We start from the raw sequence: 22,159 nt of genomic DNA, 5'->3' as shown, positions 1-22,159 counted from the left end.
GCCTTTTTTATCAATCATGAAAGTTTGTTCCGTCTGTTACAGCTTTTATGACTCCAACACGTACAACAAAGTCACCGAAGTGTTCTCCTTCTTCACGCTCTTTCGCATAGCGACTAAGAAGTACTTTCAACTCTTCTAAGATTTCAGCTTCTCCAATGTTTTCACGGTACATTTTGCTTAAGCGACTTCCGTCAAAAGCTGCACCAAGATACATATTGTACTTGCCTGGCGCTTTTCCGATAAAAGCAATCTCTCCAAGCGTTGGGCGCGCACAGCTGTTCGGACAGCCTGTCATTCGCACGTTGATTTCTTCATTGCGAAGACCGTTCTCATCTACGATTTCTTCGATTTTATCGATAAGTTTCGGTAAATAACGCTCAGCTTCAGCCATCGCTAGACCACATGTTGGAAGAGCTGCACATGCTAGTGAATTGCGACGAAGTGCTGTATGATGTGATCCATCTGTAAGACCATATTGATTCATAAGCGCTGTTACTTCGTCTTTAATTTCTTCTGTGATATTAGCAATCACTAAGTTTTGATTTCCTGTTAAACGAAAATCACCAGTATGAATTTTTGCAATTTCACGCAAACCTGTTTTCATCTTGTAGTCTTCAAAGTCGCCAACGCGGCCTCCTTCTACAAAAAGCGTATAGTGCCAATTTCCATTGATCCCTTGTGTCCAACCGTAACGATCACCATTATGATCGAAATGATATGGTTTTGCTTCTTGAAGTCTGAAACCAAGACGATCATAAAGCTCTTCTGTTACCGTTTCAAGCCCTAGTCGATCAACTGTATATTTAAAACGAGCATTTTTACGAACCGAGCGGTTTCCGTAGTCACGTTGAATTGTAATAACTTTTTCTGCTACATCAAGCACCTGATCTGGTGTACAGAAACCAATCACTTTAGCAAGCTGAGGGTACGTTTCTTTATCACCGTGGGTCATCCCCATTCCGCCCCCAATTGCAACGTTAAAACCAATTAGCTCACCATCTTCAACAATAGCAATAAAACCAAGGTCTTGAGAAAATACGTCAATATCGTTTGAAGGTGGAACAGTGATACCGATTTTGAACTTACGAGGTAAATAAAGAGCACCATACATTGGTTCTACTTCTTCCCCTTCAGGTGTTCCAGCCACTTTTTCTTCATCTAACCAAATTTCATGATATGCTCTTGTACGAGGAAGCAAATAGTCGCTTAATTTCTTCGACCATTCATAAACTTCTGCATGAACTTCAGATTGATATGGATTAGGGTTTGCCATAACGTTACGGTTAACGTCACCACAGGCTGCAATCGTATCTAAGAGGGAATCATGAATTTTTTGAATCGTTGTTTTCATGTTCCATTTTAAAATACCATGCATTTGGAAAGCTTGACGTGTTGATAATTTAAGCGTTCCATTTCCGTATTGCTCTGCAAGATCATCCATCACAAGCCACTGCTCTGGTGTTGAAACTCCTCCTGGTGTACGAACACGAAGCATAAATTGATAAGCTGGTTCAAGCTTCTGCTTTTGTCGCTCATTACGAAGATCTCGATCATCTTGTAAGTAGCTTCCATGAAATTTCATTAGACGGTTATCATCATCCGAGATTCCAGAGCTAATGCGGTCAAGCATCGTTTCTTTTAACGTTCCACGCAAATAATCGCTTCGTTCTTTAATTTCTTCTACATCACTAGGTGGTCCTTCTGGTGCTTTTAATAGTTGGTTCACTTTCCCCATGTTGAATTACTCCTTTCACTCCAAGCTCAATATACGTCGCGTTGATAACGTTTTTGTTGCTGCATATTTGCTACATACTCTTCTGCATTTTGACGAGACATATTGCCTTCTTTTTCAATAATATCGATAAGTGTTTCATGAACATCATGTGCCATATGTTTCTCATCTCCACAAACATAGAATGAAGCTCCAGCTTCAAGCCATTCGAATAACTCTTTGCCTTGTTCTTTCATTCTATGTTGAACATATACCTTCTCTTCTGTGTCACGAGAAAAAGCAACATCCATCTTCGTTAACACACCATCTTTGAGCCATTTTTGCCATTCTGTTTGATATAAAAAGTCTGTTACAAAATGCTGATCCCCAAAGAACATCCATGATTTTCCGTCTGCTCCTATTTCCTCACGCTCTTGCATAAAAGAACGGAAAGGAGCTACACCTGTTCCAGGTCCAACCATAATAATTGGTGTATCTGGATTTTCAGGAAGCTTAAAGTTTTGGTTGTTTTGAATATAAATTGGCAGTGTATCGCCTGGTTCTAAGCGCTCTGCGCATAAAATCGAACATACGCCATTGCGATCACGACCGTGGGTATTGTAACGAACAGCTCCAATTGTTAAATGAACTTCGTCTGGATTCGCTTCTAAACTGCTTGAAATCGAATAGAGACGAGCAGGCATTTTACGAAGAATAGCGACAAAATCATTTGCAGAAACAGGCCATGGACCAAAGTCACGGACAAGATCCAGTAGGTCGCGTCCATCAATATACTCTTTTACCTTTTCTTCGTTTCCTGCTGCTAATAACTCTGCAAGACCATCATTTCCTGAAAGTTTTAGAGCTTGCTCAAGAAGCGGTTTTGTAAGAACAGTAATTTCAAAATGAGAAATTAAAGCTTCTTTTAAGGGACGAACGTCTCCTTGTTTATTTGTTGTTACAATTTCTTCTGGATCCCAATTTAACTCTTCGATAAGAAGGTCAACAAGTTTTGGATCGTTCTCTGGATAAATTCCAAGGCTATCACCTGGTTTGTACGTTAAGCCTGAACCTTCAAGCGATAATTCTAAGTGACGCGTTTCCTTGTTTGAACCACGGCCATTTAGATTAATAGATTCAAGCACTTCCGCTTTGAACGGGTTTTTTCTTGAATATGGAGATTCTACAACAGCTTCTGCTGTTGCCGCACTTTGTGCTAATCCTACATTTTGTTCTTGCCCTTCATTTAGCCCTTCAATAACTCCATTCAGCCACTCTTCAGCAGGATCATCGTAGTCAAGATCACAGTCAACTCGTGGATGAAGACGCGTGCCGCCAAGCTCTTCAAGACGAGCGTCGAATTCTTTTCCTGTTTGACAGAACTGCTCATATGAACTGTCCCCTAAAGAAAGAACAGAGAAACGAAGATCTTCAAGCTTTGGAGCACGTCTTCCATGTAAAAATTCGTGGAATGATAAAGCATTATCTGGTGGATCTCCTTCACCATGCGTGCTCGCTACAACAAGAAGATTTTTTAGTTTTTTCAAACTGTTTGGTTTAAAATCACTCATAGACGAAACAGTTACTTTAAACCCTTTTCCTTCAAGCGTTTTCCCCGCCTGATCTGCTAAGCCTTGGGCATTACCAGTTTGCGAACCGTAAAGAACTGTTACTTCCTTTGAAATAGTTGGCGCTGGTGCAGCAGGTGTAGCTACTGATGTAGCTCCTGCACCGCTGTTTACGGCACTTGAAGCTAGATAACCGCTTAACCATACTTTTTGGGTTTCTGTTAATGTCGGTAGAAGACGATTTAGAAGCTCTACCTGCTCCTCATTAAACGGACTGTTTATTACCTGAAGTTGCAACACTATCCACCTCACAAAAATATAAGCTTAATTTTTCGCCATCATATGTATCATGACTTTTTCAAAAATTCTCTCTATTCACCTTTCAAAGAGAGAAGTAATTACTATAATCATAATTTCACTATTCCTATAAGTCAAGTCGGTTTTAAAGTTATCTTTTGATTTTCTTCAAAATTCATAATAGATTTCTATTATAATAGTACAAAAAGGGGGAGAAATACAAGAGAGTACGAACGATTTATCTTGTAAAAGTTAAAAAAATTAGTCAATCCCCTTAAAACCACTATTCCAACTTGTTTACTTTGTTTTGAAATATAAGAAAAGAGAAGATCAGCCAAACTAATCTTCTCTTCCTTTTTTACAAGTTGTTCTTTTTAACTTTTTCTTTCATCTCATTAAAACAACGCATTTTATGATCCCAGCACTCCTGACTTAAGTCAACAGGATATTCTTCAGGATTAAGCGTTCGCTTATATTCATCCCATAGCAGGCTCATATTATCACGTGCAAACGCTTGAACTTCAGGTAATTTAGGACGGGTACATGTTATTTTCCCCTCTATTACAACTTCTTCATGAAGCTCTTTTGCCGTAAAATTTGTCACAAACTTGCTAATGTACGTATGCACAGGGTGAAACATTTTTAACTTTTCTTCCGCTTCGGGATTTTCATGTTCAAGCGCAATATAATCTCCTTCAGAGTGTTGATTTTCATTATTAATAATTCGATATACTCGCTTCTTTCCTGGTGTTGTTACTTTTTCTGGATTTGCTGAAATCTTAATTGTGTCCATCATTTCTCCGTCTTCATCTTCAATAGAAACAAGCTTGTATACCCCTCCAAGTGCAGCTTGATCGTAAGCTGTAATCAGTTTCGTCCCAATGCCCCATACATCAATTTTAGCTCCTTGAGCTTTTAAATTCATAATGGTATATTCGTCTAAGTCATTTGAAGCTACAATTTTTGCATCATGAAACCCTGCTTCATCAAGCATTTTACGAGCTTTTTTAGAGAGATATGCAAGATCCCCACTATCAAGGCGAATGCCAATAAAATTAATTTTATCTCCATACTCTTTTGCAACACGAATAGCATTCGGAACTCCTGAGCGAAGCGTATCATACGTATCAACTAAAAATACGCAATCTTTGTGTGTATCTGCATACTTTCGAAACGCTGTATACTCATCTCGATAAGCTTGAACCATTGCATGTGCATGTGTACCTGCGATTGGTAAGTCAAACATTTTTCCCGCTCTTACATTACTTGTTGCTGAAAATCCACCAATATAGGCCGCTCGCGTTCCCCATACCGCTGCATCCATTTCATGCGCGCGGCGTGTTCCAAACTCCATTGCAACTTCATCGCCAATAACTTGCTTAATTCTTGAAGCTTTTGTTGCGATAAGGGTTTGATAGTTCACAATATTTAAGAGCTGTGTCTCAACAAGCTGTGCTTGGGCAAGAGGCGCTTCAACTCGTAAAAGCGGCTCATTTGGAAAAACAAGCTCCCCCTCTTTCATTGACCGAATGCTTCCTGTAAATTTCATCTCGCTTAGGAAAGTAAGATAATCTTCTCCATATCCTTCGCTTCGTAAATATTCAATATCACTTTCTGAAAAACCAAAGCTCTCTATAAATTGCAAAACACGTTCAAGCCCTGCATAAACGGCATATGCATTACCAAAAGGGCTCTTACGGAAATAAAGTTCAAATATTGCTTTACGATTATGGATCCCGTCTCTCCAATACGTTTCAGCCATGTTAATTTGATAAAGATCAAGGTGAAGCATAATGCTATCATCACTATATTTTCCGCTCATTTTTATTCCTCCATTTTTTTTATAGTCGAACATCTTCCCAATTCATTAATTTAATACCATACGTTTTCGCAAGATGCGCATATTCTTTTTCTGTTTCTTCTTCAAAACCCTGAATAGAGGACATACAGTCTTGCAGGACGATTATATTTGAAGTTAAGTTATCATCGTTTCTATAATAGTGCGTAATTTGCTTAATGGATTCCAACACACAGTGAGACTTTGCTTCTCCTGCGATAATAATTCTGCTATACTCTTTTAAACGATTAAGAAAGCTATAATTTGTATCATCTTTTTCAGCATGTTCAGACTTAATAATGCCGTACATTTCACTTAGAGGATTTTCTCCTTTTACAATTTTCTCAATCGGTGTTTTATGCACTGAGCTATGATAATGAATCATATTTGCAAACTGGCCCTCTAAGGAAGCTCCCTCTGTTCCTTTTATACAATGGTAGTTCCAAATACAAAGCTGTTTTTTACCATACTTCTCTAAGTTTTGAACATATTTTAAACTTTTCTCACTTTCATAAAGAGGTTTCCATTTATTTGTTAACACATCTTCCGCTGTAATGATTGTAAATGGTTTCGGGTGTTCCCCGTGCTCATTTTCCCACCAACATTCATGAAAGATTTGAGAAGGTTCATGTGTATCAAGCGAAACAGAGATATTTGTAATCCTTTCTAAGTTTTCATAAATAAAACGCGTTACGTTTTCCACATCTCTGTGTGAACCGAGAACAGGAAGTGCTCCATCTTCCATAAAGTCGTATTGATAGTCGATTCCAATAAATAAAACTTTTTTCCGTTTTTCTTCTATTGGTAGTTTCTCTTTTGAGGACAGTGTTAATACATCACCAAGTTTTTTTTCATTCTTCTTTCCGATTTTTTTTGTCTCAACAATGTATTCAAAAGGCGCTTTTTTCATCTTCTTCACTCTCCATCAATCGTAATTGGTAATTATAAAATTACAAATTAGTAAAATTAAAGTTTGATTAGGAAAGAAACTCTTCCCTAATGATACACAGACTGAACGACTTCAATATTATTGAAACGGTAAAGCTGTGACGGTCGAAATGAATTGCGCTTTGTTTTTTTTAGCTGACCTTTTTCATCCACTACTTTCTCAATAAATGGAAGTTTTGGTACCTTTGTAAAAAAAACAGAATCTGTTGAAATACGAGGATCTTCTCCGACTGTTAATAGAACACGCTGCAGTTCAGATAATGAAAATTCACTCGGTAGAAAATTTTTAGCAAGCGTTGTTTGAACCATGTCTTTTTTTATAAAGGATAGAGCATCTTCAATGATTTGTCGATGATCAAAAGCAAGATCAAGCTTGAATACTTCTTCCATTGTGAAGAGTTCTACTTCTGCTGCATCGTCACTTGCTTTTCGCTGTTCTACAAGTTCTTCAGGTACAACAGCATAAAAAGCATTTGAAATCATCCATCCCCGCGGATCTCGACCAATACGATCATACACACCAAAATGCTGAATATGAAGACCGTCTATGTTTGTTTCTTCTTTGAGCTCTCTCTTTGCTGCTTCAAAAGCTGTTTCCTTATGATTCGCATCAACAAACCCACCTGGAATTGCCCATTTTCCTCCTTCGACATTCGGATTTCCTTCTTTGTCTTTTTCAGCTCGTTTAATAAGCATAAGAGAAAGCTTCATAACCGGTGGTGCTTTTTCTTCTTTCTTATATGACTGGATGGTGAAAATGGCGATGTCTGACGTATAGCCATCAGGCGTAATATAATCTGATGAACGATAATGATCTAACATCTCTTTTTCTGTCTTGTATTTCGCCACACGAATTCCCCTTTTTTCTCATTTTCTTCACTCAAGTAATTAGTATTTATTGAATTACTATTTATATATACAGCATACGCTTATTCTTTTCTCTTTGCAACTAGTTTTTCAGAAAAAATGATAAATATACGACTTGTTTATGATTGTTAATACCCAAAACTAGAATCCCTTACTCTTCTATTGTAAAGTTAATCAAATTATATTTCATTTCAATGTTTACAATCTGGCTTGATATGAACACCTTATCAAGTCTGTTAAGTTTTCATACAAAAAAAGCGTCTAAATCTAGACGCTCCTCACGTTCTTTTCTTATGATCAATCTTCCAAAAAAGCAGTGAAAAAAACAGAACAAGGCCTATAAAAAACCCAGAGAATTGATCTACGAACACGTCTCCTGTTTTTATATACTTTAAAAAGAACGCCCCTCCAAAAATAACCATCATACAGATGGAAAGCCGAAACAAAGTGTTATAAAGTGACATCCCCTTATCCCCCTTCGCTTATTCCCTATTTTATCACAAATAGAGGTATTTATGGAAATTTACCCTAAAGCGGAACTTGACTTAGCGAGATCTATCCTTTCTTCTAAATTAGAGCTCTTATATTTATAGCTCTCTTCAGTGTGCTTTACATTACATATTTCTGTTCTTATTCTATTAAACTTAATGGTTATTTTAATTTCTTCCCTTGTATAATTCCTATGTATTCAGTATGATAAATAACTGGACTGCACTTTAGATATATTTTATTCCATTTTATACAGAAAGGCTGAATAAGTTATGAATTCTTCACAAGCTCAAAAGCTTAGCGGGAAAAAAGAGCCTTTTCCAATTGCTCTTCTTTCCCTAACGTTAGGTGCTTTTGCCATTGGAATGACAGAGTTCGTTATCATGGGCATCCTTCCAAACGTCGCGGAAGACCTTCACGTTAGTATTTCAAAAGCAGGACAGCTTATTACAGGTTACGCGTTAGGCGTTGCCATTGGAGCTCCTATCCTAACGATTTTCACACACAGGGTTCCTCAAAAAATGCTGCTTTGCTTACTCATGTTTTTATTTATCCTTGGAAATGCATTTGCTATCATCGCCCCAAATTATGAATTATTAATGGGCGCTAGACTTTTAACTGCATTATGTCACGGTACATTTTTCGGTGTTGGAGCTGTTATTGCTTCAAAGCTTGTTCAACCACACAAACGTGCAAGTGCTGTTGCTACAATGATGGCAGGCTTAACAATTGCTAATATTGTTGGTGTGCCTGTTGGAACCTTCATTGGGCAACATTTAGGATGGAGAGCTTCATTTGGAGCGATTACAATAATGGGTCTTATTGCTTTTATTGGCATCATTATTTTTATTCCAAAACTTCGTCAAGAAGCGTCTTCAAACTTAACAAAACAGTTTGGCGCATTTAAGCAGCCAAAGCTTCTTCTGTTCCTTCTGCTTAGTGCATTAGGGTGTGGAAGTTTATTTACTGTTTTCACTTACATTACACCGCTGCTTGTAGACGTCACTGGGTTTCATGAACATAGCGTAACATGGATTCTTGTGTTGTACGGCTGTGGCGTTACGTTAGGAAACATTGTAGGAGGAAAACTGGCAGATTGGAAGCTTATGCCCTCTATCTTTGGAATATTTGCGGCAATTTGTATCCTTCTTTTAGTATTCACTGTTACAGTAAAAAGCCCTGCGGCAGCAGTGATTACGATGTTCTTTTGGGGAGCAGCAGCGTTCGCTGTTATGCCTGGTGTTCAAGTTAAGATTATGAATCTTGCGCACGAAGCCCCTGCTCTTGCTTCAACATCTAACCATTCTGCAGCCAACTTAGGAAATGCATTTGGAGCTTTTCTTGGAGGAGTTGTTATTACTCATATGGGGCTGACCTCTCTTCCATGGATTGGAGCTATTTTCGTTGCGGTAGCGTTTCTAATAGGATTTTCAATTTATGTTGTTGAAAGTAAAGGGCAAAGCCGTGTTCAAGCATAACGAAGAAACCGTCTGTTTTTAAAAAGGCAGACGGTTTTTCTATTGTTCTTTTCTCTGTATAATACGCCTAGTTCTCATCCACAATAAGCGACAGAAGCTAAGTAGCTTATTATCAAGTATCGCAAAAGGTGGTTGAAAACATGAGCAAAGCATTTGAGAAAGGATTTTTAAAATTTTTGTTCTTCTTCACATTGCTACTATGTCCTTTTTTATTAAAAAGAATGGGAATGAAAAACTTTTTGCTAACCTTCTTGCTGAACAGCTTAACAAATGGAATTGTCGACAGGTTTGTTGTTAATAGGAAATTAATCAAATATCCTGTTAGACTGCTAAAACGAGATTTCAAAATTCACATCCTGTTTGATTTTCTCTTATACCCTGTAACGTCCATCCTTATCAATGAAACAACAAAGAAGAACGGAGTAATAATAACAGTTTGTAAAACACTAGGTTTTATCAGTGTCATTGTCCTAGTCGAAACGTGGGCTGAAAAATATACAAAGCTGATTAGATGGAACAAGAAATGGACTTGGTATTATAGTTTCCTTAGTATGGCGGTAAAATCATTGCTAAATAGGATGATTATCGGATCATTACGCAAAACAACAACAACAAAGAAAACTACCTAAAAAAAGCGTGTGAAATAGTATTTCACACGCTTTTTTTATCCTGCTTTATGCTGCTCGTTTTCGTTAGCTAATGTGGAACGTTTATGAATTCCAAATGCATAATAACTAATCGTTACAATAACAAGAAAAACAATCCCGACAATTAGCGATACTCTCGTTTCATTGTTAAACCACATTCCAACAAGAACCATTAATAAAAAGGCGATTGTTAAGTAGTTTGTGAAAGGAGCAAAAGGCATTTTGAATGGATGTTTCTTCATTTCTTCTCCTTTAGCCTTTCTAAAACGGATTTGACTAATTAAAATCACAAACCAAGGCACCATACCTGGAAGAACACTTGCACTATATACGTACACAAAGATTTTAGGAGGTGCAACATAATTTAACACAACACCAATTGCTAAGCCAATAAGCACAGCTATCGTACCGTATAGTGGAACACCATTGCGAGAAACTTTTGTAAAAAACTTTGGTGCTTGTCCATTTAGACCTAATGTGTAGAGCATGCGTCCTGCACTGAAAATTCCACTGTTACATCCTGACATTGCTGCTGTAATGACTACGAAGTTAATGATCCCTGCCGCTGCTGTAATACCCACTTTTGCAAATGTAGACACAAATGGACTGCCTAATGAGTTAAGCTCGTTCCAAGGATACACCGTTACAATAACAAAAATAGCTCCAATGTAGAAGATTAAAATACGCCAGATAATACTTTGAATAGCACTTCTCAATGTTTTCTGTGGATTTTGTGCTTCTCCTGCTGTAATTCCAATAAGTTCTACTCCTTGATAAGCAGCAATTACAAGAGAAAGAGCAAAGAAAAATCCAGACCAACCTCCAGCAAAAAAGCCGCCATGCTCCCAAAGATTTGAAATTCCGATTGCATCTCCACCATTTCCAAGTCCAAAGAAGATAAGGCCAATACCAGCAATAATCATAAGGACAATTGTAACTATTTTAATCATAGCGAACCAAAATTCAAATTCTCCAAATGATTTAACAGACACTAAATTAGCTGCTCCAAGAATAGCCATAGCTACGATCCCCGGAATCCAAGCTGGCAAGTCTGGAAACCAAAATTTCATGTATGCTCCAACTGCAATAATTTCGGACATTCCAACAATAATCCACTGAAACCAGTTGCTCCATGCTGTCATATATCCTGCTAATGGATGAATATACTTATGACCAAATGTGGCAAAAGAACCTGTGCTTGGTTCAACATAAAGCATTTCCCCCATTGCTCTCATAACAAAAAAGATAAAAATACCGCAAATCGCATATGCTAGGAGTACGGACGGGCCTGTCCATTGAATTGTGCTTGTTGAGCCCATAAACAACCCAACACCGATTGTTCCTCCTAGAGCAATCATTTGAATATGACGTGACTGCAGTCCTCTTTGTAGCTCTTCTTTCTCCACTTTTGTTCCTCCTCTTTTCTCTGTAGTCTCCACGTGATGAAAGAGGGCTAAGCTTTTTCTGTTTGTACTAAAGCTGCCTTCCAAAATCATCTTTATATTTACTGTAATAGTTGAGAACATGCTTATTATTTATAAATGCAATACTTTATTACTTATTCTATAATAATAAATTCCCCCTAAAAATACAATTGTTTTTTTCAGAAGAACATTATATCCTTTCTATTAATAAAGGAAAAATAAAAAGGATTTTATAATTTACAAATATTTCTTTATAAGAATATAATTAAATTTAAATATTCCGAAAATTTATAGGTGACTCTTTTCTTTTTCTAACATTTCCTCTCCTTTTGTATAACTTCTCCTTATAACGCTCATTCTAAGAAAACACGGATTTTTTTATAAAATTTTGCTGAAAGGAAAAGAGAATGGTTGGACTAATTGTTGCTATTATTGTATTTAACGTGATTGCCTTTAAAACAAATAGAACGCTACCAGCTCATCAAATTTTACATATTTGGATGTTTACCATCGCCTTTCAGCAACTATTTGATCTGATGATTGAGTATAAATATCACGGTTATTGGTACTTTAATCGGGAAATTGACTGGGCGGGGCTTCTTCCTCATACACTGTTGATTCCTCCTGTAAATATTATGTTTTTAAATTGGTATCCTGTTCACAAAACATTGACCCAAAAAGCAGCTTATATTGTCCTTTGGGTAATTTTCATTCTTCTCTATGAAGTCATGACAAAGCTACCTGAACCATGGGGATATTTTCACTATGGCTGGTGGAGATTATGGCATGCTGCAATTCTTGATCCTTTCTTGCTAGTAATTTTGCTTGGCTATTATAAACTAATATCTTGCTTAGAAAAACGTGCCATTCAAAAATAAATTTTATGCTATAACTGCTTTTTTAAGCTATCAAACAAAGAGACAAACACGTGAACAGCTTATTCATTCCCTTATTTATAACAGAGCTGTTAGAAAATAAAAAACCTGACGTTCACTATAGAGCGTCACGATATAAAAGAGGAAATTTTATTTTGTAATGTATCACGAATGAAGTGTCTTATGCTTTCAGCTTTTTCTAACCTTCCGCTATGTATAAATCCGTGTACTGCTCTTTATATTGTTTATATGTCACTCTATACCAGCCTTCCTGCATATAAGTTTCTGCTTCCTTTGCAAGCGAGTCTCGCTCAGCTGTAATGATAAGTACAGAAGGCATTCTGTTGAGGTCATCCGCCAAAAGGAGTTAAAGGAGCGAATTTAGCGTTTCTTATCATTTTGAAACATAGAAATCATAGAAAAGTTCAGCTACTTTAGGAGGGGTCGCTTCCTCAAATGGTAGTTTTCATTGAAAAAAGAAGGCTTTTAAAAAGCCTTCTTTTTTTACTGCTTATGAACATAGTTAAATAAAAGGTAGGTCATAACAAGCAAATTTTCATGATGCTGAAACTTTTCTTTTACATCAAAATAGTATCGATTCTTCAAAAATTCATATCGGCCGCCTTCTGCTACCAGTTCTCCCCCTTTTTTCACCTTTATATTTGAGCCAATGCTAGAACAGGAGAATTCATAAAGAGAGCCGTTATAGTGCAAACAAAGCTTTTCTTTCAACTTAGCTGAATTTTTCAGTGAAAAATCAGTTTTAATAATTCCAATTTCCTTGTTATCCTGGATAATTTTCCATCCCCAATTCAGCTTCCATACTTTTTCAGTTTGGTCAATAAATCGGATTTCATCTCCAGCATCCCATTTTACAGCTAGGTTCATATACCACTGTCCGTCTCCTTCAAGAATGTCCACAATTATTTTATGCCACCACTTCGCATAGTAACGGCGGTATTCTCCCCGCTTTGTTTCGCCGAAATAAAGCATTTTTCTTCCTTTTGAATGTCGTTCGCCTATTCGGGTTGTCCAAAGCTTGTTTTCTGATTGTGCTGGTATGTACTTTTCATCAAGGCTGACTCTCCACTTTATAAAAATCAAAAGAAAAAACGCTCCAACTAAAAAGAAAGAGACTATTACAATATGCTCCCACTCAAATTCCCCCAAGATAATATAACGTAAAATAATGCCAAGCAGGGCAATAAAAAATAAAAAGAGCAATCTACCCAAAGTGTGGCCCACCTCCTTCTCTTATCATATACGAAAAAGAAAGAGAAAGGTTACCACTTTTACTATTTTTTTCTTAGAAATTGTTTACATAATAAGTTTATGAGAAACCCATTAAACCTCTTACTTTCTCAACGTTTTTTCTCGAGGTTAACTTTTCTAGCATAAGAAAGGAAACATCAAACCCTACCGATGGACTTGCGCATGTAATAATGTTTCCCTCATCAATAAGCGGAGCTTGGACTACCTCTGCTCCAAACTTCTGTAACTCCTGCTTTCTCGTACTTCCAGGATAGCTGTATGTTGTGGCCTTTTTCCCTTTTAAAATTCCGCTTTTCCCAAGCGCTAAAGCGGCTATGCAAACAGCTCCAATTATTTTCTTCTGCTGATGAAACTGCTGAATAATATCTTGAAATTCTTTAGAAAATGCATCTGTAAAATACCCTGCTTGTTCAAATCCTCCACCAATAGCAAGGGCATCAAAGTCTTCTACTTTTACGTCCTGTAAAAGCATTTCAGGCTTCACTCGAAAATTCCACGTACATTTTAGTTCTTCCCTCAGCCCTGCTGTCACAAGTTCTGTCTCACCGTTACCTTCTATTTTGTTCCACCCAAAAACATCTGTAAACACGCTCGCTTCAACAGCTTCAAATCCGTCTGCTAAAAGAAGTAACACTCTTTTCATTTTGACCTTCTCCTTTTCACCCTATATAATGCTTTCTTCTGTTGTTATCATAAACTAATAGCGTAAAGATTATTTACGGGATGACTATGTTCACAAAAAAAGAAAGAGAGGGTTCCTCTCTTTCTTTAAGCTTTTACTCTTATTTTTGCAAATTTGCGTTTTCCAATTTGAATTACTAAACCATCAGAGATTACTAACTGCTCATCTTTGTGGACAACTTTCTCTCCATTTATTTTTACGCCGTTATTGTCAATCATTCTACGCGCTTCACTTCTAGAACTAAGTAAGTTAGCGTGCATAATAAGATCAATAGGAGATGCTATTTCTCCTCCATTCCATTCTATTTCAGCAACATTTGTTGGGATTGCTCCTTGTTGAAATACGGAAGCAAAGTGTTTGCCTGCTTTTTTAGCTGCTTCTTCATCTTGGTACATGCTTACAATTGTTTCAGCGAGAAGCATTTTAGCTTTCTTCGGATGAAGCTCACCTGCTTCTAAATTCGCCTTTATTTTAGCTATTTCCTCTGGAGTGAACTTTGTTACAAGCTCAAAGTATTTAATCATCTGCTCATCTCTAATAGACATAGCTTTTCCATACATCTCCTCTGGAGTTTCGTCAATTCCAATGTAGTTATTTTTAGATTTCGACATTTTTTCAACCCCATCAAGTCCTTCTAATAGAGGCATTAAAAGCGCAACTTGTTTTTCTTTTCCAAACTTCTCTTGAAAATGTCTTCCCATTAAAATATTAAAATGTTGATCTGTTCCACCTAATTCAATATCACACTCTAACATCACGGAATCATATCCTTGCATCACAGGGTAGAAAAATTCATGTAAGGAAATTGGTTTTCCTAATGCAATACGTTCTTCAAAGTCATCTCTTTCTAATAATCTTGCTACTGTTATTTTACCAGCTAAGCCGATAACCTCTTCAAAATTCAGCTTTGAGAGCCATTTAGAATTATAGTAAAGATCTACTTTTGACATATCCATTACTTTTCCAAATTGCTCAAAATATGTTTTAGCATTTCTCTTTACTTCTTCATCTGTAAGCTGTTTGCGCGCTACTGATTTTCCTGTTGGATCCCCAATTTTCCCCGTGAAGTCCCCAATTAACAGCTGAATCTTATGTCCATTTTCCTGAAACTGACGCATTTTATTCAATACAACCGTGTGTCCGAGATGCACATCAGGAGCAGAAGGATCTAATCCTAGTTTAATTTTTAATGGTTCATTGTTAATAATCGACTTAGCTAGCTTCTGTTCTAATTCTTCTGCCGGAATGATTTCTTGCACACCTTGAGTGTACAACTTCATTTGTCTCTTTACTTCTTCTTTTTGTTCTCTTGTTAATTTCTCGATGAAATTTTCCATTTTTCTTCCTCCTTAAATATAAAAAAACCACGTCTCCTAAAAAGGGACGTGGTTGTTGTTGACACGCGGTACCACCCTTATTGAAGAATACAAGTATTCTTCCACTTCATGATTAACGGTTCTTCCGTTCTTTGCTTTTTTATCAGGCAAAGAAAGCTCAAGGACTGTATTTCGCATTATCTGTATATCGACTCACACCACCCGCCGACTCTCTGAAATAGGGAGATAACCGCTACTAGAATTCCTCTCATTGCTTTTTAGATATGAACTTTTAAAATTTGTTCGCTCGAATTACTTTTCGAAGCAGATGTGATATATAGTCTTTCTCCTCTGAGTCTAAACTTGAGACAATCTCAACTTCACCTTGATGAAAATGAGGATAAAGTTCTTCGATCACTTTTTTTCCTTCATCTGTTAAAAATACATATGTTTTGCGCCGATCTCTAACATCACTTTTACGGTAACAAAGCTCCTTACGCTCAAGCGTCTTCGTAATATTGCTAATTGTAGCCTTTGTTACGCCAGCTGACTCGGCTAATGCTTTTGTTTCTTCTCCTTCTCTTACCCACAAATCATAAAGAAGTGAAAAAGCAGTCCATGATAATCCATATTGAGAGAGCACTTCTCTCTCCATTTTATTTCGTAGGCCTTGTGCAATTCGATAAATGTTTGTCACAACAGCAATGGATTTCAAATCAAGTGAGCCAATTTTGGCATTTGTTAAGACATCCATGGTTTCTTTCTCTTCTTGCAAAAGCTTTCCTTCCTTATCAAATGAATAAATATGACTCACCTCATTGAATTTTCAAAATCGTTAGCTATGAAACGATTTTAACAAGAAAATATTTTTCTTGCAAGTTTAAAATAAATTATATTGTTTTTTATTGCACGTACGTTTTGAAATCAGGATGCATACTCTATAGTAAAAATACCTAGAGGAGGCATTAGAATGGACTCTAATGATAATAAGCTTTCAAAGTTATTTGAAAGTTCTCTTCAGAACGTTGTAAAATCGTTTGACTCTCTTTTTCAAGAATCTGCAGGACAGCTTGGTCATTTATTGAATCAACAATCCTTTTATGTTGATGTTTATGAAACAGAGGATGAAGTAATTGTGGAAGCCGAAGTTCCTGGATTCCGCAAAGAGCACATTGAGATTAGACTTATTGGAGATCATTTAAAAATCTCAGCAGAGTACAACCAAACTGTTGAAAATGTAAGTGAAGAATATGTTTCAATGCGGAGCTCTTCCATAAAAAAAACAGAACGCCTTGTTGCTCTTCCATGCTCTGTTCAGGAAGAAAAAGCACGGGCGCTTTATCAAGACGGCATTTTAAAAGTCATTTTGCAAAAGGGAGAGCAAAAACAGCGACAAATTGAAATTGAATAAAAAAACGCCCTTACCTAAAGGTCGTTTTTTTATCTTACTCCTCTTCTTTCTTTGGCAAGACAAGATGAACCTGAATCTTGACTATATTCATCTACCCTCTTATAAAAAAGCGAGCGTAAACCTTTTGATATAAAAGGTTTGCGCTCGCTTCTCTTCCCTTATTTATAAAACACTTTATCAATGTTATATTTTGCTTCTAGTTCATTAATGGCATATGTTTCATAAATTTCACGGTCAACAGGACGTTCTACAAAAGATACGGAAATTTTGTAGATTTCATCTCTGTAAGGTTTTAATGGTGATACATTATCTTCAAGATGTCTTTTCACACGCTGTCTTAGCTTGCGCGCTTTTCCGACGAAAAGCACTTCATCTTCTTTATTATAGAAGAAAATCATACCGCCTTTATCACGTGGAATTTCATGAAGATCAATGAATCCATTAATTGGGCGGATTCTTGGTTCTGCGCTTTCAGGCTGTTTTCTTCTTGTAATTGTTACATCTGATGCTGGAATACTAATTTTAATCATCATTTCACGTCCTATTCTTCAGTAAAAATAAATCGTAACACACGAAACTATAAAAAGCTATGCTTTTATTGATGTGAGAGCTTCCTCAACAGAATAATTATGATGATCAAGCTCAGTTTCTTCTCCAAGAACAAGTTTGGCAAGTTCACTCCCAAGATAAGGTCCCGACGTTAAGCCAGATGCGCCAAGTCCGTTTGCCACAAATACATTCTTAATAGTTGGAACAGGACCAAAAACAGGCAAAAACCCTGGGGTGAACGGTCGAAAACCCACTCTTGTTTCAACAACTTCGCTATTTGAGATGCCTGGTGCAACAGAGATAGCTTTATCTAACACTTCGTGCAGCCCACCTGCTGTTACCCGGTAATCAAAGCCTGTTTCGTTCTCATGAGTTGCTCCAATAACCATTTCCCCGTCTTCAAACGTTAAAATATACTGATCATTCGGTGGAATAACAACAGGCCAGTTCCCTGTATCTTCTTCAACGTGTAAATGAACAATTTGTGCTTTTTGAAACGTTACTAAAAATTCTAGCCCTAATGGTTTTAAAAGCTCATCTGCCCATGCTCCACCTGTGATGATGACTTCTCCGTCATAAATGTCGTCATTGTTTATTTTTACTCCTGTGACTTCCCCCTCTTTTTCTAAAAGAGCAGCACTTCCTTCTAAGAGTGTTGCGCCATGCTTTGTTGCTCCATTAAGAAGAGCTTCTCTAAGCGCCCGTCCATTTACACGGGCTGCTCCGCTTATATGTACAGAACTATATTCATCACTTAAAAGAGGAAAGCGTTTTTTCGTTTCTTCCTTGTTTAACCTTGTAATCTCACCAATTTCAGGCGCCTCTTCTCGACGTTTGTATGCTCTTTTTTCCATTGCATCTAATTTCTTTTCATCATAATGAAGACTAATAGCTCCCACTCTTTTATAGCCTGTTTCATACTCTCCATCTTTTTCAAGATCAGAAATTAAACGATGATAGTATTTTGCTCCACCTTTAGCAAGTGCATACCACACTTTGTTACGACGCTGTGAAAGCCATGGACAAACAATACCTGCTGCAGCATCTGTTGCTCTCCCACGGTCTTTTCGATCAACCACAACAACCTCTGCTCCTTTTTTTGCTAAATGATAGGCTGTTGAAGCACCAAGAATTCCTGCGCCAACGACAATATATTTTTTCATTTTTACACCTTTTTCTTTTTATCTTCTCCTCTCCATTCTACAAATACACTCCGTTTTTTTCAAAGGAAGGAAAGAAAAAAACGAACGAAAAAATCGTTCGTTTTTTTAGATAAATAAAACTTCATAAATATCACTAAGCTGACGCGCACGCTCTTTGTCTTGTTCTTGATTAGAGTAATCAATAGCTTCTGTTAAAATGGCATTCAAATAGTGACTTTCTTTTGTTGTTAAATCTTCTACAAACGCTTCTTCTGTTTCGTATTCATATGTTGAGAGACGTTCATAAATAGTTCTCCCTAGCACATCTCTGTCAACATGTGCCGCTAAAATTTCGCGCAAATACTTTAATGATTGTTCCATACCTTCACTCCCTGTCCTCATATAAAGAAAATAGTTGCTGTATAAAGCACAGCTGCAATGATAGCCGCAATCAAAGCAGGCTTTAATTTATAGCGTGCGTAATCAACAACAGATAAATTCAAAATTTTTGCGATTGTGTTTGTATCATCGCTAAGCGGAGATGAAAAAGCCCCAAAAGATCCACTTGCAAATACTGCTCCTATAATTAATGGCAGTGAAACGCCAGAAACAGAGGCAATGGAAACACCTAGAGGCATGAGAATCCCCCACGTTCCCCATGCTGAACCAATAAAATAAGAAACAGCTGCTCCAAATAAAAAAAGAAGCGGAGTTACAAACATTTGCGGAATCCAGCCCGAGTGAGCTGTAATAAACTGAGAAAACCCCAAGTCTTCGGCAACAGAGGAAAGCCCCCATACAACTGAAAGGAGCAGCACAACTGACATTAAATCATTTCCTCCAGTAACAAAGCTTGTAATAAGATCATTAATCTTAAAACGTTGACAAAGAAAGAAAAAGGCTGAAAGCAAAATAGTTATAAGAAGAGATACAACCATTGCTTGAAGAACATCTGCTTTAATAAATGCTCCAAAAAAGCTATTAGCTTTCGTGTGACCGCTCCACCATGTTAAAAAAAGCGTTAATACAATAACAAGAATAAGAGGAACAAGAAGATTCCACGGTTTTGACGGCAAGTCTTTTGAAACAGCAGGATGACACGTATGCCAGTCTTCTTCTTCCGCTTCTGTTTCAATTTGTGTTGGAGCATTTGATTTTGAGTGGTGAAAAAAGCTTAAATAAATGCCAACCAAAATAATAACGAAAGCAAAAAAATTGTATGGAATGCTTTTAATAAACATCGTATACGGATCTTCCATAATCTTTTGGTTTTGCAGTGAAATTTGGATAATTGAAACCATATACCCTACAAAAGCAGTTGCAACAGGAATTAATACAATAATGGGCGTTGCAGTTGTTTCAATAACAAATCCTAATTCTTTTGTCGTCATTTTCACCTTTTTTAAGAGGGCGCGCATAATAGGCGCAATCGTAACAAATCGAAACGTTGGTGCGCTAAATGTTCCAATTGTTGAAACATAAGTGAGCAGCAGCGCTTTCTTTTTTGTATCAATCTTTTCAGCTGCTTTTTCTACAAATCCTTTAATTCCTCCTGAGGTTTTAATCATGCCAATTAAACCAGAAAACGCATAAAGGAATACGATAATTTCAATATTATTTTTATCAATCAGTGCCTGCACAATATAATGAAGCATCGTCTCCATCCCTCCAATAAGTGAAGGGGTATGAAGATATGAGCCGATTAATAAGCCAACCAAAAGCCCTGGTAACACTTGTTTCGTCCAGACAGCAATCGGAATGACAACTAAAAACGGGAGAATCGAAATCCAGCTACCTTCCATGTTTATCATCTATCTTAGAAAATATCTCTCCCCCCCATTGCAACAGCTCCTTTTGTTGATTACAATTTAGAAAAATGAATAAGGAGGGATTTTTATGAATAAAAAGCTCGCTTATCTTTATATTGTAGGGGGAGCTTCTCTTTGGGGGATTATTGGAGTCTTTGTTACAAAACTTTATGACCTTGGTTTTACCCCAGCTGAAGTTGTTGCTATTCGCGCATTAATGGCGGCTATTTTTCTTCTTTGTTATACATTTATACATAATAGGAAGATGTTAAAAATTCATATACGCGACAGTCGTTATTTTGTTGGAACAGGTATTATTAGTATTGTCTTCTTTAACCTTTGTATGTTCACAGCTATTAAAGAAACGTCCGTTTCTATTTCAGCTATTCTTCTTTACACAGCTCCTGCATTTGTGATGATTTTATCTTATCTTTTGTTCAAAGAAGCGTTTACCCTTCAAAAAGTAGTCGCACTGCTTATGACGTTTTGCGGCTGTGCTTTTGTTGTAGGGATTTTTTCAAATGATACAACCATTTCCCTTTATGGTTTACTTGCTGGGCTTGGCTCTGGTTTCTTTTATTCTCTTTATAGTATTTTTGGTAAATTTGCATTAGAAAAGTATGAATCAATCACTGTGACTGTATATACCTTTGTATTTGCTGCAATCGCTATCGTGCCGTTTAGCGGTCTACTGTCTTCACCTCAGCGCTTACTTCATCTAGACGTTTTACTTTATGGAATAGGACTTGGTTTCTTCTCCACCATGCTCGCTTTTTTACTCTATACAAAAGGACTAAGTTACGTGGAATCAAGCAGAGCTTCAATTGTAGCTACGCTTGAACCTGTTGTAGCCGCTCTGGCAAGCTTTCTCTTTTTTCACGAACGCCTTGATGTTTTTCAATATTTCGGCATTATTCTCGTTATTTCTTCCATTGTTATTGTTGGAACATCTTCTTCAACAAAATCGCTATTTAAAGCAAGAAGCCAAAACCTATAAGATTTTGGCTTTTTAGCCTTTAGTCTTCTGTATATGGGTCTTTTTCGTATGGCTCTAAATCGCCAAACTCCGTCATTATGCCTTCTTCATCCAACACATTTTCATATTCCTCATGCTCTTTGTTTGGAAAAACGGTAATGTTTTTCCCATCGATATCAACTCCAACAAAGTTTTCGTAATCTTCTACATATCCATAGTTCTCATCTGACTCAATATATGTGTTTTGATAATCTTCAGGAGGATCATAAAAATCTGCTGGAGATTCTGATGTACCATATGATGAAGCGTCTTGCCAAGAATCTTCTGCATCATATGCTACATTTTCAAATTTATCGTCTAAATCATACTGTCCGAACGGAGGCATTAATACATCCTCTTCAATTGGACGTCCATGTGACACAAACTGGTCAGGGGCATGCTCTACACAATATCTTGCTGTTGGTAACGCTTCTAATCGTTCAACTGGAATTTGCTCTTGGCATACTTCACAAATCCCATATGTTCCTTTTGAAATAGCTTCAAGCGCTCTTTCTACTCCTTCATACTCAGCTCTAAAGTTTTCATTTAGAGCAACGTCTTTCTCACGTTCGTACTCTTCTGTGGCAAGGTCACCTGGATGATTATCGTAAAGGGAAAGCTCTGCTGTTGAGTCTCTTAAGCTTCTCTGTAAATTAAAGTGATCATTGTCTTCAAAATGAACGGATAATTCTTTTTTGCGCTCTAAAAGCTGGTTTTTAAACTCTGAAAGCTGGCGCGATGTTAGCATTTTGACATCCTCCCTTTGTTATGTTTCGCTCTTTATAAAATGATGTTCTCGTTTAGCGTTCCCTAAAAGAAGGAG

General features: G+C 37.1%; 22 protein-coding genes and 1 other annotated feature. Of the genes, 5 read left to right on the top strand and 17 right to left on the bottom strand.

Features of this window, described 5'->3' with window-relative positions:
- Positions 1-10 precede the first annotated feature (10 nt).
- From cysI to B9N79_RS08545, 6 genes are all read right to left on the bottom strand, one after another.
- Positions 11-1,735, bottom strand: coding sequence for an assimilatory sulfite reductase (NADPH) hemoprotein subunit (gene cysI / locus B9N79_RS08570; protein WP_046217147.1), 1,725 nt, complete (start codon positions 1,733-1,735; stop codon positions 11-13).
- A gap of 26 nt (positions 1,736-1,761) precedes the next feature.
- Positions 1,762-3,576, bottom strand: a complete 1,815-nt coding sequence (locus B9N79_RS08565; RefSeq protein WP_046217146.1) for an assimilatory sulfite reductase (NADPH) flavoprotein subunit — start codon at positions 3,574-3,576, stop codon at positions 1,762-1,764.
- Positions 3,577-3,934: 358 nt separating this feature from the next.
- A complete protein-coding gene (locus B9N79_RS08560) occupies positions 3,935-5,398 on the bottom strand; it encodes a nicotinate phosphoribosyltransferase (protein ID WP_046217145.1) in 1,464 nt (487 codons plus the stop codon).
- Positions 5,399-5,417: 19 nt separating this feature from the next.
- A complete protein-coding gene (locus B9N79_RS08555; protein ID WP_046217144.1) occupies positions 5,418-6,323 on the bottom strand; it encodes a cysteine hydrolase family protein in 906 nt (301 codons plus the stop codon).
- A gap of 86 nt (positions 6,324-6,409) precedes the next feature.
- On the bottom strand, positions 6,410-7,210 hold the full coding sequence (locus B9N79_RS08550) for an NUDIX domain-containing protein (RefSeq protein ID WP_046217143.1): 801 nt from the start codon (positions 7,208-7,210) through the stop codon (positions 6,410-6,412).
- Between the two features lie 296 nt (positions 7,211-7,506).
- Positions 7,507-7,692, bottom strand: a complete 186-nt coding sequence (locus B9N79_RS08545; protein ID WP_046217142.1) for a hypothetical protein — start codon at positions 7,690-7,692, stop codon at positions 7,507-7,509.
- A 297-nt stretch (positions 7,693-7,989) separates the two neighbouring features.
- Here B9N79_RS08545 and B9N79_RS08540 point away from each other — a divergent pair, with 297 nt between their 5' ends.
- Positions 7,990-9,195: an MFS transporter gene (locus B9N79_RS08540; protein WP_040057855.1), complete on the top strand. Its 1,206-nt coding sequence runs from the start codon at positions 7,990-7,992 to the stop codon at positions 9,193-9,195.
- Between the two features lie 140 nt (positions 9,196-9,335).
- A complete protein-coding gene (locus tag B9N79_RS08535) occupies positions 9,336-9,824 on the top strand; it encodes a CBO0543 family protein (RefSeq protein ID WP_046217141.1) in 489 nt (162 codons plus the stop codon).
- Between the two features lie 35 nt (positions 9,825-9,859).
- Here the strand turns inward: B9N79_RS08535 and B9N79_RS08530 are convergent, their stop codons facing one another.
- Positions 9,860-11,200: an amino acid permease gene (locus B9N79_RS08530; RefSeq protein WP_046217518.1), complete on the bottom strand. Its 1,341-nt coding sequence runs from the start codon at positions 11,198-11,200 to the stop codon at positions 9,860-9,862.
- A gap of 473 nt (positions 11,201-11,673) precedes the next feature.
- On the opposite strand from B9N79_RS08530, the gene B9N79_RS08525 reads away from it, so the two are divergent.
- Entirely contained in the window at positions 11,674-12,144 is a 471-nt protein-coding gene (locus B9N79_RS08525; RefSeq protein WP_040057857.1) for a hypothetical protein, read from the top strand.
- Positions 12,145-12,340: 196 nt separating this feature from the next.
- Here the strand turns inward: B9N79_RS08525 and B9N79_RS26050 are convergent, their stop codons facing one another.
- The 5 genes from B9N79_RS26050 to B9N79_RS08505 form a co-directional block, all read right to left on the bottom strand.
- Positions 12,341-12,481, bottom strand: coding sequence for a hypothetical protein (locus B9N79_RS26050; RefSeq protein WP_019395490.1), 141 nt, complete (start codon positions 12,479-12,481; stop codon positions 12,341-12,343).
- A gap of 164 nt (positions 12,482-12,645) precedes the next feature.
- On the bottom strand, positions 12,646-13,374 hold the full coding sequence (locus tag B9N79_RS08520) for a hypothetical protein (RefSeq protein ID WP_019395489.1): 729 nt from the start codon (positions 13,372-13,374) through the stop codon (positions 12,646-12,648).
- 97 nt (positions 13,375-13,471) lie between these two features.
- Complete coding sequence (locus B9N79_RS08515) at positions 13,472-14,056, bottom strand: DJ-1/PfpI family protein (protein WP_040057858.1); 585 nt, start codon at positions 14,054-14,056, stop codon at positions 13,472-13,474.
- Positions 14,057-14,181: 125 nt separating this feature from the next.
- The gene (gene tyrS / locus B9N79_RS08510; RefSeq protein WP_040057859.1) at positions 14,182-15,432 is read right to left on the bottom strand and encodes a tyrosine--tRNA ligase; all 1,251 of its coding nucleotides are present in this window, start codon (positions 15,430-15,432) and stop codon (positions 14,182-14,184) included.
- Positions 15,433-15,471: 39 nt separating this feature from the next.
- Positions 15,472-15,692, bottom strand: a binding site (T-box leader).
- Between the two features lie 11 nt (positions 15,693-15,703).
- The gene (locus B9N79_RS08505; RefSeq protein WP_046217517.1) at positions 15,704-16,165 is read right to left on the bottom strand and encodes a MarR family transcriptional regulator; all 462 of its coding nucleotides are present in this window, start codon (positions 16,163-16,165) and stop codon (positions 15,704-15,706) included.
- Positions 16,166-16,381: 216 nt separating this feature from the next.
- Between B9N79_RS08505 and B9N79_RS08500 the strand changes: the two genes are divergently transcribed.
- Entirely contained in the window at positions 16,382-16,822 is a 441-nt protein-coding gene (locus B9N79_RS08500) for an Hsp20/alpha crystallin family protein (protein WP_048896769.1), read from the top strand.
- Between the two features lie 158 nt (positions 16,823-16,980).
- Here B9N79_RS08500 and B9N79_RS08495 read toward each other — a convergent pair whose 3' ends face one another.
- The 4 genes from B9N79_RS08495 to B9N79_RS08480 form a co-directional block, all read right to left on the bottom strand.
- The gene (locus B9N79_RS08495) at positions 16,981-17,352 is read right to left on the bottom strand and encodes a GIY-YIG nuclease family protein (RefSeq protein ID WP_019395484.1); all 372 of its coding nucleotides are present in this window, start codon (positions 17,350-17,352) and stop codon (positions 16,981-16,983) included.
- 57 nt (positions 17,353-17,409) lie between these two features.
- Positions 17,410-18,534 (bottom strand): NAD(P)/FAD-dependent oxidoreductase, encoded by a 1,125-nt coding sequence (locus tag B9N79_RS08490; RefSeq protein ID WP_046217140.1) that lies wholly within the window; start codon positions 18,532-18,534, stop codon positions 17,410-17,412.
- Between the two features lie 105 nt (positions 18,535-18,639).
- Complete coding sequence (locus B9N79_RS08485; protein WP_019395482.1) at positions 18,640-18,894, bottom strand: sigma-G-dependent sporulation-specific acid-soluble spore protein CsgA; 255 nt, start codon at positions 18,892-18,894, stop codon at positions 18,640-18,642.
- Between the two features lie 17 nt (positions 18,895-18,911).
- On the bottom strand, positions 18,912-20,315 hold the full coding sequence (locus B9N79_RS08480; RefSeq protein WP_046217139.1) for a Na+/H+ antiporter NhaC family protein: 1,404 nt from the start codon (positions 20,313-20,315) through the stop codon (positions 18,912-18,914).
- 94 nt (positions 20,316-20,409) lie between these two features.
- Between B9N79_RS08480 and B9N79_RS08475 the strand changes: the two genes are divergently transcribed.
- Entirely contained in the window at positions 20,410-21,318 is a 909-nt protein-coding gene (locus B9N79_RS08475) for a DMT family transporter (RefSeq protein WP_040057861.1), read from the top strand.
- Between the two features lie 19 nt (positions 21,319-21,337).
- Here the strand turns inward: B9N79_RS08475 and B9N79_RS08470 are convergent, their stop codons facing one another.
- Complete coding sequence (locus tag B9N79_RS08470; RefSeq protein ID WP_040057862.1) at positions 21,338-22,084, bottom strand: TraR/DksA C4-type zinc finger protein; 747 nt, start codon at positions 22,082-22,084, stop codon at positions 21,338-21,340.
- Positions 22,085-22,159: the final 75 nt, after the last annotated feature.

Source organism: Priestia filamentosa, assembly GCF_900177535.1.
Classification (GTDB): domain Bacteria; phylum Bacillota; class Bacilli; order Bacillales; family Bacillaceae_H; genus Bacillus_I; species Bacillus_I filamentosa.
This window is presented reverse-complemented; position numbering and strand designations above follow the sequence as displayed.